This is a genomic window from Janthinobacterium sp. MP5059B (assembly GCF_001758645.1).
GTDB classification, from domain to species: Bacteria; Pseudomonadota; Gammaproteobacteria; order Burkholderiales; family Burkholderiaceae_D; genus Janthinobacterium; species Janthinobacterium lividum.
In genome coordinates, this window is sequence record NZ_LRHX01000016.1 from 691136 (window position 1) to 707185 (window position 16050).

Here is a 16050-nt window from a genome sequence, read left to right on the forward strand (position 1 = left end):
CTGTCAGAACGGCAGGACAGCGTCTGGCTTGGCCGCCAGGATCACGCTCTTGAACTGCCCCTGGATGCGCGCCAGGGCTTCCGGCGTTTCCGCTTCGAAGCGCATGACGATCACCGGCGTGGTGTTCGACGAGCGGGCCAGGCCGAAGCCGTCCGCGTATTCCACGCGCAAGCCGTCGATGGTGATGATCTGTTCATTGCCGGGGAAGACGGCGTCGCGGCGCAGCATGTCCATCAGCGCGACGTTCTCGCCTTCCTTCAGTTCCAGGTGCAGTTCCGGCGTGCTGTCGGACTGCGGCAGGGAATTGAGCAGGCTTGACGGATCCGCTTCGCGCGTGAGGATTTCCAGCAGGCGCGCAGCCGAATACAGGCCGTCGTCGAAACCGTACCAGCGGTCCTTGAAGAAGATGTGGCCGCTCATTTCGCCGCCCAGCGGCGCGCCCGTTTCACGCAGCTTGGCTTTCACCAGCGAGTGGCCCGTCTTGTACATCAGCGGCACGCCGCCATGCTTGCTGATCCACGGCGCCAGGTGGCGCGTGCATTTCACGTCATACAAAATCTGCGCGCCTGGGTGGCGGGTCAGCACGTCGGCGGCAAACAGCATCATCTGGCGGTCAGGGTAGATGATCTGGCCATCCTTGGTGACCACGCCCAGGCGGTCGCCGTCGCCGTCGAAGGCGATGCCGATTTCGGCATCCGTCTCGGCCAGGCAGCGGATCAGGTCTTGCAGGTTTTCCGGATGCGCCGGGTCCGGGTGGTGGTTCGGGAAATTGCCATCGACTTCGCAGAACAGTTCGATGACTTCGCAGCCCATGCCGCGGAACAGGTCGCCCGCGAATGCGCCGGCCACGCCATTGCCGCAGTCGACGGCGATCTTGATCGGACGCGCCAGCTTGACGTCGCCCAGGATGCGCTCCAGGTAAGCGGCGCGGATATCGTGCGTGGCATAGCTGCCCGGTGTGCTGCTGGCGCTGCCGTCGTGCGCGACGATGCTGTGGTACAGGGCCTGGATCGCTTCGCCGTGAATGGCTTCACCGGCCAGCACCATCTTGAAGCCGTTGTAGTCGGGCGGATTGTGGCTGCCCGTGACCATGATGCCGGAGCGCGTGTCGAGCACATTCGTGCCGAAATAAACCATCGGCGTAGCCACCACGCCCAGGTCGATCACATCGATGCCTGCCGCTTGCAAGCCCTGCGCCAGCGCTGCCGTCAATTCCGGTCCCGACAGGCGGCCATCGCGGCCGATCACGACCCGCTGCTCGCCCTTGGCCAGGGCTGCCTGGCCAAATGCCTGACCGATCTTGTGCGCCACGCTGGCATCGAGGGTTTTAGCGATGATGCCGCGGATATCGTAGGCCTTGAAGATCGTTCTGGACAATGGAAGCATGGTGTGGGCGGTATAAGTAAGGGAATAGTAGGGTGCCTGGCAAGGTGCAGCGAGCGGCTGACAGCTTGCTACTGCGCCAAGAGTATACCGAATTATACGCGCAGCAGATCGATCGACTTGCCCGATTCCACCCACTGCTTGACCCACAGCGGCTGGCGGCCACGGCCTGTCCATTGCTCGGTCGCATTGTCAGGGTGGCGGTAACGCACCGCGACCTTGCCCGTGCGCGGGTGCAAACCATCGAGTATCAGCTGTTTCAGCGGAATGCCCGCCTGCTGCGCGATGGCCATGATCTGTTCGCGCGCCTTGTTCAAGTCTTCGCGCTCGCGGCCGTTCAATTCCTGCTTCACATTATCTTCCAGCTTGCGCAATTCCAGCATTGTCATCGTTGACAGATCCATCCGGTACATCCTTTACATTAATTTAAATAATAAAATCACGGGAAATATACTACATTGTATAAACAGCTGCGCACCGTTGCATAATCCATCAACTATTGAATCGCGGCCATCAGCGTATTTATCTGCTCAACATTAAGATTCAATGAAGAATATGCCGAAAGCACGCGTGAAAAATAAATAAACAAGGATGCGTGGCATTCCGGAATGGCTGCGCATGCCGCTTGCAAGGCTGGCATGGCGCAGCCATCCATGCCGATAAAAGCGCTGGCCGATTATTATCGATGTACGGCAACGGGAAATGCAGCCCTATTAAATCCCCATGCGGCATAATCGGCATCCGCTTTTTTCTTCCCGCCGGCCATGCGCGCAATTGCTCGCAGCCCCGCAATGTACCCAACGCCAAAGGGCTGGCATGCTTATAATGCAGGCGCGTAGTTCACTTCACCCCGGCACATATGAAAACTTACTTTATCGGCGATCTGCAAGGCTGCCACGCACAAACCGTCGAGCTGATCGAACGGATCCAGGCGGCAGCGGATGGCCCCTACCGCCTGCTGTTCGCGGGCGACCTGATCAATCGCGGCCCCGCATCGCTGGCCACCCTGCGCCACGTGCATGCGCTGGCGCGGCAGGGCCTGGCCGACAGCGTTTTGGGCAACCATGACTTGCACCTGCTGGCCGTGGCCAACGGCATCCGCCCCGAGCATGCGTCCGATACGCTGGCCGAGATCCTCGATGCGCCCGACCGCGAGGAATTGCTCGCCTGGCTGCGCCAACGGCCACTGGCACTGGAACACGACGGCCATGTACTCGTGCATGCGGGCTTGCTGCCGCAATGGAGCGCTGCCCAGGCCCTGTCGCTGAGCGGGGAAGTGTCCGCCATGCTGCGCAGCGACGGCTGGGTGGCGTTCCTGCGCACCATGTACGGCAACGAGCCGGCTGCCTGGAGCGACGACCTGCAGGGCGCCGACCGGCTGCGCTGCATCATCAACGCCATGACGCGGCTGCGCTTTTGCACGCCGGACGGCGTGATGGACTTCAAGATGAAGGAAAGCGGCAGCCCGCCGCCCGGCTCCGGCCTGCTGCCGTGGTTCGACGTCCCGGGACGGCGCAGCGCTGGCGACACCATCGTCTTCGGCCACTGGTCGGCGCTGGGACTGCAGTTGCGGCCACACCTGATTGGCCTCGATAGCGGCTGCGTGTGGGGCGGAAAACTGTCGGCCGTGTGTCTGGAAGACCGCTCGCTGCTGCAAGTCGACTGCCCTGCCTTCCAGCAACACAGTGGCAAGCGGTAAGTGACAAGCATGGCGCGCATATGCTTAGTCGAAATCGGTCGTTGGCCTTGCAGCGCGTGGCCCTTATGATGCAACTTTTATGATGCAGCTTTTGCCTGTGCTATCCCATGTCCCCTGATACCGACAGACTGGCGCGCTGGCTGCTCGGCAGCCTGGAACTCGACACCGCCGTCCTGCATGTGGGCCAGTACTGCGGCCGCTGGCGCGCCTCCACGGCAGGCCGGGAACTGGGCAGCTTTCACCTGGTGCTCGATGGCCACTGCTATCTGCACCTCGATGGCGCGGCGCCGATTGCGCTCGGCCCGCGCGACGGCGTCTTCCTGCTGCGCGACTTGCCGCACTTTCTGAGTCCCCACAGCGACCCGCTGCAGGCGGTCAGCGCGCAAGCCATGCTGCCGCTGCAGGCGCCCACGAAACTGCCGGCGACGGCGCTGGCCTGCGGCTTCTTTCAATTTCGCGGTGCCCTCTCAGCGCTGATCGTCGACTCCTTCCCGCCATATCTGCTGATACGCGGCGACGCGCCCGCCTTCAGCGCCGCCGCCGCGCTGTTCGACCTGATCCTGGCGGAAGCGGGCGGCGATCCGGAACAACCGTCGCCGCTCATCGCGCGCCTGGTCGAACTGCTGTTTTTTTACCTGATCCGCCATGTGGCGCAGGGCGAGCAGGTGGCGGCCGGCCTGCTGTCGCTGCTGCACCAGCCCGCGTTTTCGCCGCTGCTCAAACGCATGCTCGACGCCCCTGCCGCCGACTGGTCGATCGAGAACATGGCCAAGGCAGCGTGCATGTCGCGCGCCAGCTTCTGCAAGCATTTCGCCAGCGCCAGCGGCCACTCGCCGGCCCAGTTCCTGCTCCTGCTGCGCATGAAGATCGCGGCGCGCCGGCTGCACGACGGCGTCTCCGTCGAACGCGCGGCCGAACTGGTGGGCTACCGCTCGCACGCCGCCTTTACGCGCGCCTTCAAGCGGGTCACGGGCGAGCAGCCGGGCGCCTACCGGCGCGACCAGCGCTTGCGCCAGCTGGCCGGCTGAAATCAAGGATCTCACAATCGCAGACGAACGAGCACAAAAGGGCGACGCTGACGTCTGTTGCGCGCACGGCATGGCCGATATAATGGCCGGGTGACTTACCAACTTAGCAAGGTACCCCATGTCCCGTCTGACGCTGCACACTCTCGATACCGCTCCGGCCGATAGCCGTCCCTTCGTGGAAAAGGCCATCGCCAACAATGGCTTCCTGCCCAACCTGATCGGCGTGCTGGCCAATGCCCCGCTGGCCCTGGAAACCTATCTGACCGTCTCCGGCATCAATGGACGCGCCAGCCTGAGCCTGATGGAACGCGAAGTGGTGCAAATCACGGCAGCGCGCATCCATGGCTGCGATTTCTGCATCGCCGGCCATAGTGCCATCTCGCTGAAAAAAGCGGGCCAGACACCGGACACGGTGCGCGCCCTGCAGCACGGCCAGCCGACGGGCGACATCAAACTGGACGCCGTCGCCGCCTTCGCCACGGCCGTCATCGCCACGCGCGGCGCCGTCGCCGACAGCGAATATCAAGCCTTCCTGGCCGCCGGCTACGACGAACAGCAGGCGCTGGAAGTCGTGCTGGGCATCAGCCTGGCCACCCTGTGCAATTTCTCCAACAGCCTGGCCGGCACGCCCGTCAATCCGCAGTTGACGCCCTACCTGCCTGGCGCCGTCTGACATGGGCCGCCTCAATCACTGGCTGCACATGCATGCCGACCAGCTTGACCAATCATCGGAACTGGCTGAAACCGTTTTGCCGGCCCTCGCTGGCGACCAGCTGCTGGCCATCGGCGTGCCGCAGGCACATGGCGGCGCTGGCGGCGACGTACGCGACGCCATCGACGCCATCGCCAAAGTGGCCGAGCAATCGGTGACGGCAGCTTTTGTTTTCTGGGGCCAGCGCTGCTTCATCGAATTCCTGCTGCAAAGCGAGAACCGCGCGTTGGCCGAGCGCCGCTTGCCAGGCCTGCTGGCAGGCACGCAAGCGGGCGCCAGCGGTTTGTCGAACGCCATGAAATTCTTGTCCGGCATCGAGCAGCTGCAGATCACGGGCGCGCGCCATGATGACGGCCTGCTGGTCGACGGCGGCCTGGCCTGGGTGACGAACTTGCGCAAGGCGGGCTTTGTCGCGGCGGCCGCCGTGGCGCCGAACGACGGCGCGCCCCCCGTCATCGTCGCCTTCGACAGCGGCACGGCAGGCGTCAAGCGCAACGAAGACCTGGACCTGATCGCCCTGCGCGGCAGCAATACGGCTTCCGTCAAGCTGGCGCAGGTGCACATTCCCGCCGCGGACATCATCAGCGACAATGCGCCAGCCTGGCTGCCGCAGGTGCGCCCATCGTTCCTCGGCATGCAGTGCGGCCTGTCGATCGGCCTGGCGCGCGCCAGCCTGGCAAAAGCGGCGCAGATTTCCGCCGGCTCGCGCAACCAGCTCACGCCCCGCATCGAAGCGCTGCAAGCCACCCTGGAAAACGCCGTCGCTACGCTGCTGGCCGGCGTGCATGATGGCCGCTTCCAGACGCAGGCGCCAGCCATGTTCCGCCTGCGCATACAACTGGCCGACGTGCTGCAGCAGGCGCTGATGCTGGAACTGCAAGCCATGGGCGGGCGCGCCTACCTGAACGCCGAGCAGCAGGGCTTTGCCCGCCGCTGGCGCGAATCGTCGTTCATCCCCATCGTCACCCCCAGCCTCACGCAATTGCAGGTGGCCTTGCAGCTGTTCGACAGCCAGCAGGCGGCAGCGGGGGCTCCGGCATGACGGCAGCGGCGCAAGACTGGGCGCTGCAGGCGCAGGACCTGAGCTACGCCTATCCCGGCACAGCGCCTGTGTTCCAGCACGTCTCGCTGGGCGTGCGCAAGCGTGAAATCGTCTGCCTGCTGGGCGGCAGCGGCTGCGGTAAATCGAGCTTGCTGCGCGTGCTGGCCGGCTTGCAGCCGCCATCGACGGGCGAGATCCAGTTCCTCGATGCACCCATGCGCGAACCGGATCCGCGCAGCGCCCTCGTGTTCCAGCAAGCCAGCCTCTTGCCCTGGCTGAATGTCACGGGCAACGCCGGCTTTGGCCTGGACTTCAAGCACCAGCCGCAGCTCACGCGCGAGGCGCACCAGGCGCGCGTGGCGCAAGCCATCGAAGCGGTCGGCTTGAAGGGCCGCGAAAAACTGTACCCGTCCGCCCTGTCGGGCGGCATGGCGCAGCGCGTGGCGCTGGCCCGTGCGCTGGCGCGCGAACCGGAACTGCTGTTTGCCGATGAACCGTTTTCCGCGCTCGACGCCATCACGCGCGCCGAGATGCAGTCGCTGCTGGTCGACGTGGTGCACCGCTGGCACACGGCCGTGCTGCTCGTCACGCACGATATCGATGAAGCGATCCTCGTGGCCGACCGCATCTTGCTCATGGGCGGCAAGCCGGGCAACATCGTGCGCGAATGGCCCGTCGCCATCGCCCAGCCGCGCATCGGCCACAGCGCCGACGTCATCGCCCTCAAGATGGACATCCTCGACGCCCTGCAGGCGCTGCAAAAGCAGGATCAAACGCCCGCCTTTGCTCCCCATTAATCGACCGGAACATTCCCATGACATTCGAAGACCAAAACAAACCCCTGCACATCTGCGCCTCGTCCGATTGCGATTGCGGCCTGACGCGGCGCGACTTCCTGCGCATGTCGGCCCTGGCCACGGCCAGCGTCGCCTCGCCGCTGCTGTTCGCCGGCGACGCCATGGCCCAGCAGGGTCCGAAAGGCGACGACCAGCCCGTGAAGATCGGCTACCTGCCGATTACCGACGCCACCCCGCTGCTCGTCGCGCACGCCCGCAAGCTGTTCGAGGCCGAGGGCTTGCAGGCGGAAACGCCGCGCCTGTTCCGCAGCTGGGCGCAGATCATCGAAGCCTTCGTCGCCGGCCAGGTCAACGTCATCCACCTGCTGTCGCCGGCCACCCTGTGGGTGCGCTACGGCGCCAAGTTCCCCGCGAAAGTCGTCGCCTGGAACCACGTCAACGGTTCCGCGCTGACGGTGGCCAACGAGATCAACAAGGTCTCCGACCTGGGCGGGCGCACGGTCGCCATCCCGTTCTGGTACTCGATCCACAACATCCTGTTGCAGCAAATCCTGTCCTCGAATGGCTTGACCCCGGTCACGCGCGCGCGCAACGCAGCCATCAAATCGAATGAGGTCAATCTGATCGTGCTGGCGCCGGCCGAAATGGTCTCCGCGCTGGCCAGCAAGTCGATTGCCGGCTACATCGTGGCCGAGCCGTTCAATGCGGCGGCAGAAAACGCCGGCATCGGCAAGATCCTGCGCTTCTCGGGCGACGTGTGGAAAAACCATGCATGCTGCGTCACGTTCCTGTCCGAGCGCGACATCAACACGCGTCCCGAATGGGCGCAAAAGGTCACAAATGCCATCGTCAAGGCGCAGCTGTGGACGCGCTCGAACCAGGTCGACACGGCCAAGCTGCTGTCGAACGTGGGCGAGCACCGCTACACGCCGCATCCGCTGCAAGTGCTGACGAAGGTGCTGGCCACCACCGATTACGCCGGCTATGAAAAACAGGGCCTGATCATGCACAAGAACTGGCAGCAGCGCCGCATCGACTTCCAGCCATATCCGTTCGCCTCGTACACGGAAGAGCTGGTGCGCGCCATCGGCCGCACCAAGGTCGAAGGCGATACGCGCTTCCTGGCCAACCTCGATCCGAAGTTCGCCGCGCGCGACCTGGTCGATGACCGCTTCGTGCGCAAGGCCATCACGGCAGTCGGCGGCCCGGCCGCCTTCGGCTTGCCGGCCAACCTGCTGCGCAGCGAAACCGTGGCGGTCTGACGATGGCAAGCAAGTTGTTCACGAAGTTCGGCCTGCCCATGGTGGGGCTGGCCTGTGCCTTGCTGCTGTGGTCCATGGGCGTGACGGCGCTGGAGAAATCCACGCCGATCGCCACCGCCTTCGCCCCCTTGCCCACGGCGCTGGCGTTCCAGGAGATGGTGGGCGGTTCGGATATCTGGCTGCACGTGGTACTGAGCCTGCAAAGGGTAGCCGTGGGCCTGGGACTGGCCATCGTCATCGGCGTGCCGCTGGGCGTGCTGGTGGCCATGTCGAAGAGCTTTTCCGGCGCGGCCATGCCGCTGTTCCAGCTGCTGCGCATGATTTCGCCGCTATCGTGGATGCCGATTGCCGTGATGGTGCTCGGTGTCGGTGACGCGCCCGTGTACTTCCTGCTGGCGTTTGCGGCCGTCTGGCCGATCCTGCTCAATACGGCGGCCGGCGTGGCGCGGCTCGATCCGAACTGGCTGCTGCTGGCCCGCAGCCTGTCGGCCACGCGCAGCGAGATCGTCTTCAAGGTGATTTTGCCGGGCATTACGGCCGATATCCTGACGGGCGTGCGCCTGGCCATCGGCATCATCTGGATCGTGCTGGTACCGGCGGAAATGCTGGGCGTGTCGGCGGGCCTCGGCTACTTCATCCTCGACACGCGCGACCGGCTCGCGTACTCGGAGCTGATGGCCGCCATCGTGCTGATCGGCATACTCGGTTTCATCCTCGACTACCTGGCCCGCGCCGCGCATGCGCGCTGGCTGCACGTGAAGAACTAAGCCGCCTTGTCCAGCGGCAGCGTGGCGGCGATAGTCGCCTGCGTTGCCGCTGCCAGTTCACGGCGGTGCGCGTCGAGCGTCGCCACTGGCGCCAGACAGGTCAGGCGCGCCGTGATGGGCGGGCCGCTCAGAATCGCCACCATGCTTTGCGCAAAGCTCATCTCGCCGATGAAGTCGACGGCGTGGTGCAAGGCTCCCTTGTCATCCACATACACGAGCGCGAACGGCTGCACCGGCACTTGCGCGTCGATGGCCGCCTCAAACAGGTTGGCGTGAAACGGCAGGATCTGTCCTTGCGCGGCGGTCGTGCCTTCGGGAAAGAACGCAATGCGCTCGCCCGCCGTCAATTTATCCACCAGGCCCTGGAAAATCAAACGCAGGTCGCGCTTGCTGCCGCGCGAAATGAAGATGGTGCCGGCGCGCCCCGCCAGCCAGCCCAGGATCGGCCAGGCGCGGATTTCTGCCTTGGCGACGAAACGGCAGGGGTGGACGGCATTGATGACGAAGATATCGAGCCACGAAACGTGGTTCGCCACCACCATCGCATGGTCGAGTGCCGGCACGCTGTCTGCCGGCTGCGCCACGTGCACGCCGCAGATGTCGAGCAGTTGCGTCGACCAGCGGCGGATCCGCCGGTTGCGCCCCTCCAGGTCCAGCCAGGGAAAGAGCACGGCGCTCTTGGCCATGCCGCAGCCCAGGTGAATGGCGATGCGCGCGAGGCGGTAGGTAAGCAGAAGTTTCAAATCACACCAACAAATAAACCAGAACCGAAATCCGGGAGCAGACAAGGGATGCCGGGGCAGCGCGCCCCGGTCCATGGATCTGATTTTTTAACGCTGAAACGCCACCTGTCCGGCAACGATGGTCGCCTTGACGATGCCGCTCAGCTCATAGCCGAGGAAAGGCGTGTGCTTGCCCTGGCTGGCCAGCGACGCCGACGACACGGTCCAGCGCGCGGCGGGATCGAAGACGCAGATGTCGGCCGCTTCGCCCACGGCCAGGCTGCCGGCCGGGATGCCGGCGACACGGGCCGCGTCGGCCGTGACCTTGGCCACGGCGCGCGCCAGCGGACGGGCGCCCGCTTGCGGCTGCGCCAGCGCATAGTCGTCGGCCCATTTCAAGGCCAGCGACAGCAGCAGCTCCAGCCCCGTGGCACCGGGCGACGCTTCGCCGAACGGCAGCAGTTTTTCATCGTCATCGACCGGCGTATGGTCCGAGCACATGGCGTCGACCGTGCCGTCAAACAGGCCGGCGCGGATCGCATCGCGGTCGCGCTGGCTGCGGAACGGCGGCGTGACGCGCGCATTCGGGTCGAAGAAGCCGATATCGGCGTCCGTCAGGTGCACATGGTGCACGCCCACGTCGCAGGTGACGGGCAAGCCTTCGGCCTTGGCCGCACGGATCAGTTCCAGGCCGGCCGCCGACGAGATGCGGCACAGGTGCACGCGCGCGCGGCTGGCGCGCATCAATTCGAAAATCGTGTGCAGGGCGATGGTTTCGGACATCACGGGCACGCCCGACAGCCCCAGGCGCGACGCCAGCGGGCCGCTGTGGGCGATGCCGCCGCGGCCGATATGCGGGTCCTGCGGACGCAGCCAGACGGTGTAGCCGAAGGTGTTCGCGTACTGCATCGCGCGCAGCAGCACGGTGGTGTCTTCGATCGGTTCTTCCGCTTGCGCGAAGCCGATGCAGCCCGCTTCCGTCAGTTCCGCCATTTCCGTCAGCGACTTGCCCTTCAAGCCCATGGTCAGCGCGCCCAGCGGATGCACGTGGGCCTTGTTCTGCGTCTTGGCGCGGTATTTCAGCATTTCCACCAGGCCCGGCTCGTCCAGCACGGGGTCGGTGTCAGGCGGGCATACCAGGCTCGTGACGCCGCCTTGGAGAGCCGCCTGCAATTCCGATTCCAGGGTCGCCTTGTATTCGTAGCCCGGCTCGCGCAGGCGCGCGGACAGGTCGACCAGGCCGGGGGAAACCACCAGGCCGGCCGCGTCAAACGTGGTGTCGGCCTTGAAACCGGCCGGGGCGCTGCCCACGGCCAGCACCTTGCCGTCGGCGATAAACAGGTCTTGCAAGCCATCGATGCCGTTGGCAGGGTCGATCAGGTGGCCGTTCTTGATATGTAGTGTCGTCATGCTCGCTTACTCGTCCTTGGGCTATCAGCCCTGATTACCAGCCAAAATACTCATCACCGCCATGCGCACGGCGATACCGAAGGTCACCTGCGGCAGGATCACCGCCTGCGGACCGTCGGCCACGGCCGAATCGATTTCCACGCCACGGTTCATCGGGCCCGGATGCATGACGATGGCGTCCGGTTTCGCCAGCGCCAGGCGCTCGGGCGTCAAGCCATAGCTCTTGAAGTATTCCTGCGCCGATGGCAGCAGCGCGCCGCTCATGCGTTCATTTTGCAGGCGCAGCATGATGATCACGTCGACGCCCTTGAGGCCTTCATCCATGTTGGTGAAGGTGCGCACGCCCATCTGCTCCAGGCCGCCCGGCAGCAGGGTGTGCGGGCCGATGGCGCGCACTTCCGGCACGCCCAGCGTGGTCAGCGCGTGGATGTCGGAACGGGCCACGCGGCTGTGCAGGATGTCGCCCACGATGGCCACCGTCAGATTCGTGAAATCCTTCTTGTAGTGGCGGATCGTGTACATGTCGAGCAAGCCCTGGGTCGGGTGCGCATGGCGTCCGTCGCCCGCGTTGACAACGTGGACGTGCGGCTGCTTGGTGTCGATCAGGTGCTTGGCGATCAGGTAGGGCGCGCCCGACTGCGCGTGGCGTACGACGAACATGTCGGCATGCATGGCCGACAGGTTGTCGATGGTGTCGAGCAGGGACTCGCCCTTGCTGGCCGACGACGCCTGGATGTTCAGGTTGATGACGTCGGCCGACAGCCGCTTCGAGGCGATCTCGAAGGTGGTGCGGGTGCGCGTGGAGTTTTCAAAGAACAGGTTGAAAACGCTCTTGCCGCGCATCAGCGGCACCTTTTTCACATCGCGGTCGGAGATGCCGACGAACGAGGAAGCGGTATCGAGGATGTGGTTGACGATAGACTTCGGCAAGCCTTCAATCGTCAGCAGATGTTGCAGTTCGCCGTGTTTATTCAGTTGCGGATTAAGCATGGTGGGTATCTATGGTGAGCGTGAATTTTCCATCGTCGGCTTGCTTCAGGACCAGGGCCTGGCCCGGCGGCACGGCTGTGAAGGCGGCCACGAAATCGGCGGCCACCGGCAACTGGCGCTCGCCGCGGTCGACCAGGGCGGCCAGCATGATCTTCGCCGGACGGCCATAGTCGAACAATTCGTTGATGGCCGCGCGCGTGGTGCGGCCCGTGTACAGCACGTCGTCGACCAGCAGGATGGTGGCGCCAGCCACGTCAAAACTGATCTGCGTCGGCTTGACGTCCGCATGCAGGCCCTTCTGCGCAAAGTCGTCGCGGTAGAACGAGACATCGAGCACACCCAGGCGGTCGAGCAGGTTCAGGTCGCGCGCCAGGCGTTCGGCCAGCCAGGCACCGCCCGAATGGATGCCGACGATGGCCACGTTGGGGATGCCCGCCAGGCCGCTCTGCACTTGCTGCAGCAAGACCGCGTACAGGGCCTCGGCGTCGAGTTGGGAAGGATTCGTAGGATGCGGCATAGAGTTCTTGATCATTCAGGGAGGAAGTCTAGGGTCAGATTAATAATTCGCGTCGAAATACTGTTGCAGGATGATGGCGGCGGCGCGGTCGTCGATGACTTCACCGCGCTTGGCGGCGATGACGGCCGAGGAGTAACGCTCATCGACCAGTTCCACCGGCAGGTTGAAGCGGCCATGCACCTGGTTGGCGAAACGGCGGCAGCGCGCGCTCATCTCGTGTTCCGTGCCATCGGGATGGCTGGGCAAGCCCACCACGATGCGGCTGGCGCCCCACTCCTTGATCAGGCTATCGATGGCGGAAAATTTCGGCTCGTTCGCCGTGGCCGTGATCACGCTGAGCGGCTTGGCCTGGCAAATCATGGTATTGCCGATGGCCACGCCGATGCGCTTCAAGCCGAAATCGAAGGCGAGGATGGTGTCGATGGCGTCACTCGTCACAGCATTTTTCCATAATAAAGATCAACATAGGTGGTGCCAGAAACCGTAGCGAGCAAGCTCAATGTCGGGTTGAGTAGCGGAGCTGTACGAAGGTACAGCGAGCAACGGATGCCCGAAAGTGGGCTGCGCAGTAGGTTGATGGCATCCACCTCATGCGTGTCCGGCCTCGCTCGCCAGCATGAGGGGGTCGATGCCCAGCAACTTGATGGCCGCCACGTAGCGCTGCTCGATGGGGAAATCGAACAGGATGTCGGCCGAGGCGCCTACCGTCAGCCAGCCGTTGCGGCCGATCTCGTCTTCCAGCTGGCCCGGGCTCCAGCCCGAATAGCCGATCGAGACCAGCATGCGCTCGGGGCCATCGCCCTTGGCGACGGCTTCGAGCACGTCGATCGACGTGGTAAACGCCACTTCATCGGTCACCGTCAGCGACGAGGAATAGCGCGCGCCCGGCGTGTGCAGCACGAAGCCGCGGTCATCCTGCACGGGGCCGCCGAACATGATCGGTTCGTTGATGATGGGCGTGTCGCTGCCGGCCGCCAGTTTCAGGTCGATGCGGTCGAACAGCACTTCCATGGTCATGTCGGTGGGCTTGTTGATGACGACACCCAGCACGCCGTTTTCATTATGTTCACACACGTACACGACCGTGCCGCCGAAGATCGGATCTTGCATGGCCGGCATCGCAATCAGGAAATGGTTGGCCAGATTCAGGGTGGAGGAACCGGTCGCGGCCGGCTCTCCCACACCCTGCATCAGACGATGTCCTGGTAGAGTCTGGTCGATTTTACTCTTTTTCATACGCGATGCTCTCTCTGTGGGCTTGCTGGCAAGTCTCGCTTACCCCGCTATCGTACGCCTGGCACATCCTGCCGCGAATGCTGGGCGGCGGGAACCGTGTTGCCAGGCGCTATTCTTGTTATGTTATAAATTAGTTATCAATTCGCTGTGCCATGCGGCAACATCCTGCACGCTGAGTGACTTGCTTGATAGGAAACGTCGCTTTCCCTGCAAGCGCATTTCAATGCCAATTGTAAAATTGATTGCAAAATCGCTGTCGCACATAAAGCACCATGAACATACCCGGTAGTTTACACTGAATTGCCGCCGCAGCGACGCCAAAGGCACGACGCGAGCGGCCATAAAGCCCTGTTGGCGGCAAAAAATCGCCTATCTTTGACCCTGAACACGCGAAATAATGACAATCAAGACTTCCCTGGTGTGGTTCCGGCGCGATCTGCGCGCGTTTGACCATGCTGCACTGCATCACGCCCTGCGCCAGAGCCAGGCCGTGCATTGCGTCTTCGTGTACGACACCGCCATCCTGGCAACGCTGCCGCGCCGCGACCGGCGGGTCGACTTCATCCATGCCAGCGTGGCCGAGCTCGCCAGCGAGCTGCGCCAGTTGGGCGGCGACCTGATCGTGCTGCACGCGGACGCGGCCGAGACCATCCCGCGCCTGGCCGCCGAGTTGAACGCCGACGCCGTTTTTGCCAACCACGACTACGAGCCGCAAGCGATCGCGCGCGATGCCGGCGTGGCCGCCGCGCTCACGCGCGACGCGCGCCTGTGGTTCAGTTTCAAGGACCAGGTCATCTTTGAAAAGGACGAGGTGCTGACGCTCTCGGCCAAGCCGTATACCGTCTACACGCCGTACAAGAATGCGTGGCTGAAGAAAATGCGCGCCGAACCCGCCTGCCTGGCGCCGTTCGATATCGAGCCGCATGCGGCCAGCCTGGCGCCGCCGCGCGCCGGCACGCCGGCGCCGCTGCCCACCCTGGGCGAACTGGGTTTCGAGGCCAGCAACCTGGCCGATCTGGCCATCCCCACCGGCATGGCGGGCGCCAGTCAACTGTTCGAGGATTTCCTGCCGCGCGTGGCCCGCTATGACGTGGCGCGCGATTTTCCCGCCCTGAAGGGGCCATCCTACCTGTCCATGCATCTGCGCTTCGGCACCGTATCGCTGCGCTATCTGGTGCGCACCGTGGTCGACCTGATGGACCGTGGCGGTGGCGGCGATGGCGCGCCCGTGTGGCTGGCGGAACTGATCTGGCGCGATTTCTATGCCATGATTTTGTACCAGAACCCGCATGTGGAAGGCGGCGCCTTCAAACCCGCCTACGACGCCATCGCCTGGGAAACGGGACCCGAGGCCGATGCCTTGTTTGCCGCCTGGTGCGAGGGACGCACCGGCTATCCGCTGGTGGACGCGGCGATGGCGCAGCTGAACCAGACGGGCTACATGCACAACCGCCTGCGCATGGTCACGGCCTGCTTTCTGATCAAGGATCTGGGCATCGACTGGCGCCGCGGCGAAGCGTATTTCGCGCTGCACCTGAATGACTTCGACCTGGCCTCGAACAACGGCGGCTGGCAATGGGCCTCGTCGTCCGGCTGCGATGCGCAGCCCTACTTCCGCATCTTCAACCCCGTCACGCAGTCGGAAAAATTCGATGCCAGCGGGCGCTTCATCCGCCGCTACCTGCCGCAGCTGAAGGCGCTGGGCGACAAGGAAATCCACGCCCCCTGGCTGGTGCCGCGCATGCTGCTCGAGCAAAAAAACATCATGCTGGGGCGCGATTATCCGGAACCGCTGGTGCAGCACGACGAGGCGCGCAAGGAGACCCTGGAGCGTTATGAAGTGGTCAAAGTGGTCAAGTAGGACCACCGGCTTCCTGTGCGGTGAACGGCGTCCACACCGACCGCCAGGCGCCGTGCGGAAGTTTCGCCTGCATGGAAAGGGATAGTCCGCCCGTCCCCAGCTTGTCGCCGGACTGCCATTGCGCATTGTCAAGGCTCAGTGCCCGCGCCCTTCCCATATCCACATTGATCATTTCGCGCGTGTCATAGCCGACTTCCAGTATGGGGTGCAGCACCTTGCCCATGCCTGACAAATACAGGGTATCGACATGGACAGCGGGTTTGTCAAAACGTTCGTACTGCCTCGTCGCGGCGGATTTGAACCCCTTGCCCATGGCGATGCCGATGGTGGCCGGACCATCGCACCCCAGCAGCGCGGCGAGTGCCCAATAGTCATGATCGGCAATGAGCAGCCTTGCCAGACAGCGTACTATCCATGCCGGCTCATCGGCCCTGAACGCATTCCAGTAGGGCTTCAGCGAGTTCTGCAGATAGCCCACTTCATGCAACGCCCCGACGAGGTTGATTTGCCTGTCGATGGAGTCGATATCCTGCAACAGATGGGCGACGGCCGCGGCGACCGCATGCTCACCTTTGGCCATGGCTTTGTCTTCGAGTTTTTTCAGTTTGGCGTGAAGGCTCATTG

The 16050-nt window shown here is 64.0% G+C and carries 17 protein-coding genes; 8 read left to right on the top strand and 9 right to left on the bottom strand.

The annotated features are described in order from the left end of the window. Window positions 1–3 precede the first annotated feature (3 nt). Window positions 4–1386 carry a phosphomannomutase/phosphoglucomutase gene (locus JAB1_RS20195; protein ID WP_034780201.1) on the bottom strand — a complete coding sequence of 461 codons (1383 nt, stop codon included), beginning with the start codon at window positions 1384–1386 and terminating at the stop codon, window positions 4–6. Between the two features lie 92 nt (window positions 1387–1478). Further along, window positions 1479–1787 (bottom strand): H-NS histone family protein, encoded by a 309-nt coding sequence (locus JAB1_RS20200; RefSeq protein WP_034780203.1) that lies wholly within the window; start codon window positions 1785–1787, stop codon window positions 1479–1481. Between the two features lie 455 nt (window positions 1788–2242). Between JAB1_RS20200 and JAB1_RS20205 the strand changes: the two genes are divergently transcribed. From JAB1_RS20205 to JAB1_RS20235, 7 genes are all read left to right on the top strand, one after another. After that, on the top strand, window positions 2243–3082 hold the full coding sequence (locus JAB1_RS20205; RefSeq protein WP_070281537.1) for a symmetrical bis(5'-nucleosyl)-tetraphosphatase: 840 nt from the start codon (window positions 2243–2245) through the stop codon (window positions 3080–3082). 107 nt (window positions 3083–3189) lie between these two features. Then, entirely contained in the window at window positions 3190–4110 is a 921-nt protein-coding gene (locus JAB1_RS20210; protein ID WP_070281538.1) for an AraC family transcriptional regulator, read from the top strand. Window positions 4111–4228: 118 nt separating this feature from the next. Next, complete coding sequence (locus JAB1_RS20215) at window positions 4229–4783, top strand: carboxymuconolactone decarboxylase family protein (protein ID WP_070281539.1); 555 nt, start codon at window positions 4229–4231, stop codon at window positions 4781–4783. 1 nt (window position 4784) lies between these two features. Then, complete coding sequence (locus JAB1_RS20220) at window positions 4785–5864, top strand: acyl-CoA dehydrogenase family protein (protein WP_070281540.1); 1080 nt, start codon at window positions 4785–4787, stop codon at window positions 5862–5864. Continuing rightward, complete coding sequence (locus tag JAB1_RS20225) at window positions 5861–6661, top strand: ABC transporter ATP-binding protein (RefSeq protein ID WP_034780212.1); 801 nt, start codon at window positions 5861–5863, stop codon at window positions 6659–6661. The genes JAB1_RS20220 and JAB1_RS20225 overlap by 4 nt, the downstream gene beginning before the upstream one ends. 17 nt (window positions 6662–6678) lie before the next feature. Next, entirely contained in the window at window positions 6679–7923 is a 1245-nt protein-coding gene (locus JAB1_RS20230; RefSeq protein WP_070281541.1) for an ABC transporter substrate-binding protein, read from the top strand. 2 nt (window positions 7924–7925) lie between these two features. Then, on the top strand, window positions 7926–8690 hold the full coding sequence (locus tag JAB1_RS20235; RefSeq protein WP_070281542.1) for an ABC transporter permease: 765 nt from the start codon (window positions 7926–7928) through the stop codon (window positions 8688–8690). Here the strand turns inward: JAB1_RS20235 and JAB1_RS20240 are convergent. The 6 genes from JAB1_RS20240 to JAB1_RS20265 form a co-directional block, all read right to left on the bottom strand. Further along, window positions 8687–9433 (bottom strand): lysophospholipid acyltransferase family protein, encoded by a 747-nt coding sequence (locus JAB1_RS20240; RefSeq protein ID WP_070281543.1) that lies wholly within the window; start codon window positions 9431–9433, stop codon window positions 8687–8689. The two genes, JAB1_RS20235 and JAB1_RS20240, sit on opposite strands and share 4 nt — an antisense overlap. An 87-nt stretch (window positions 9434–9520) precedes the next feature. After that, a complete protein-coding gene (locus JAB1_RS20245; protein ID WP_070255919.1) occupies window positions 9521–10822 on the bottom strand; it encodes a dihydroorotase in 1302 nt (433 codons plus the stop codon). A gap of 24 nt (window positions 10823–10846) precedes the next feature. Continuing rightward, window positions 10847–11812, bottom strand: coding sequence for an aspartate carbamoyltransferase catalytic subunit (locus JAB1_RS20250; RefSeq protein ID WP_034746695.1), 966 nt, complete (start codon window positions 11810–11812; stop codon window positions 10847–10849). Beyond that, entirely contained in the window at window positions 11805–12329 is a 525-nt protein-coding gene (gene pyrR / locus JAB1_RS20255; protein WP_034780225.1) for a bifunctional pyr operon transcriptional regulator/uracil phosphoribosyltransferase PyrR, read from the bottom strand. Before pyrR ends, JAB1_RS20250 begins: the two co-directional genes overlap by 8 nt. Window positions 12330–12368: 39 nt before the next feature. Continuing rightward, on the bottom strand, window positions 12369–12752 hold the full coding sequence (gene ruvX / locus JAB1_RS20260) for a Holliday junction resolvase RuvX (RefSeq protein ID WP_070281859.1): 384 nt from the start codon (window positions 12750–12752) through the stop codon (window positions 12369–12371). Between the two features lie 165 nt (window positions 12753–12917). Continuing rightward, a complete protein-coding gene (locus JAB1_RS20265; RefSeq protein WP_034746689.1) occupies window positions 12918–13520 on the bottom strand; it encodes a YqgE/AlgH family protein in 603 nt (200 codons plus the stop codon). Window positions 13521–13962: 442 nt separating this feature from the next. Here JAB1_RS20265 and JAB1_RS20270 point away from each other — a divergent pair, with 442 nt between their 5' ends. Then, entirely contained in the window at window positions 13963–15426 is a 1464-nt protein-coding gene (locus JAB1_RS20270) for a deoxyribodipyrimidine photo-lyase (RefSeq protein WP_070281544.1), read from the top strand. Here the strand turns inward: JAB1_RS20270 and JAB1_RS20275 are convergent. Then, a complete protein-coding gene (locus tag JAB1_RS20275) occupies window positions 15419–16048 on the bottom strand; it encodes a hypothetical protein (protein WP_070281545.1) in 630 nt (209 codons plus the stop codon). The two genes, JAB1_RS20270 and JAB1_RS20275, sit on opposite strands and share 8 nt — an antisense overlap. Window positions 16049–16050: the final 2 nt, after the last annotated feature.

Coding starts and splice junctions, on each gene's coding strand:
- JAB1_RS20270 (WP_070281544.1), top strand. CDS start 13,963: ATGACAATCAAGACTTCCCTGGTGTGGTTCCGGCGCGATCTGCGCGCG.
- JAB1_RS20215 (WP_070281539.1), top strand. CDS start 4,229: ATGTCCCGTCTGACGCTGCACACTCTCGATACCGCTCCGGCCGATAGC.
- JAB1_RS20210 (WP_070281538.1), top strand. CDS start 3,190: ATGTCCCCTGATACCGACAGACTGGCGCGCTGGCTGCTCGGCAGCCTG.
- JAB1_RS20245 (WP_070255919.1), bottom strand. CDS start 10,822: ATGACGACACTACATATCAAGAACGGCCACCTGATCGACCCTGCCAAC.
- JAB1_RS20225 (WP_034780212.1), top strand. CDS start 5,861: ATGACGGCAGCGGCGCAAGACTGGGCGCTGCAGGCGCAGGACCTGAGC.
- JAB1_RS20275 (WP_070281545.1), bottom strand. CDS start 16,048: ATGAGCCTTCACGCCAAACTGAAAAAACTCGAAGACAAAGCCATGGCC.
- JAB1_RS20205 (WP_070281537.1), top strand. CDS start 2,243: ATGAAAACTTACTTTATCGGCGATCTGCAAGGCTGCCACGCACAAACC.
- JAB1_RS20200 (WP_034780203.1), bottom strand. CDS start 1,787: ATGGATCTGTCAACGATGACAATGCTGGAATTGCGCAAGCTGGAAGAT.
- JAB1_RS20220 (WP_070281540.1), top strand. CDS start 4,785: ATGGGCCGCCTCAATCACTGGCTGCACATGCATGCCGACCAGCTTGAC.
- JAB1_RS20250 (WP_034746695.1), bottom strand. CDS start 11,812: ATGCTTAATCCGCAACTGAATAAACACGGCGAACTGCAACATCTGCTG.
- JAB1_RS20195 (WP_034780201.1), bottom strand. CDS start 1,386: ATGCTTCCATTGTCCAGAACGATCTTCAAGGCCTACGATATCCGCGGC.
- JAB1_RS20235 (WP_070281542.1), top strand. CDS start 7,926: ATGGCAAGCAAGTTGTTCACGAAGTTCGGCCTGCCCATGGTGGGGCTG.
- JAB1_RS20230 (WP_070281541.1), top strand. CDS start 6,679: ATGACATTCGAAGACCAAAACAAACCCCTGCACATCTGCGCCTCGTCC.
- pyrR (WP_034780225.1), bottom strand. CDS start 12,329: ATGCCGCATCCTACGAATCCTTCCCAACTCGACGCCGAGGCCCTGTAC.
- JAB1_RS20265 (WP_034746689.1), bottom strand. CDS start 13,520: ATGCAGGGTGTGGGAGAGCCGGCCGCGACCGGTTCCTCCACCCTGAAT.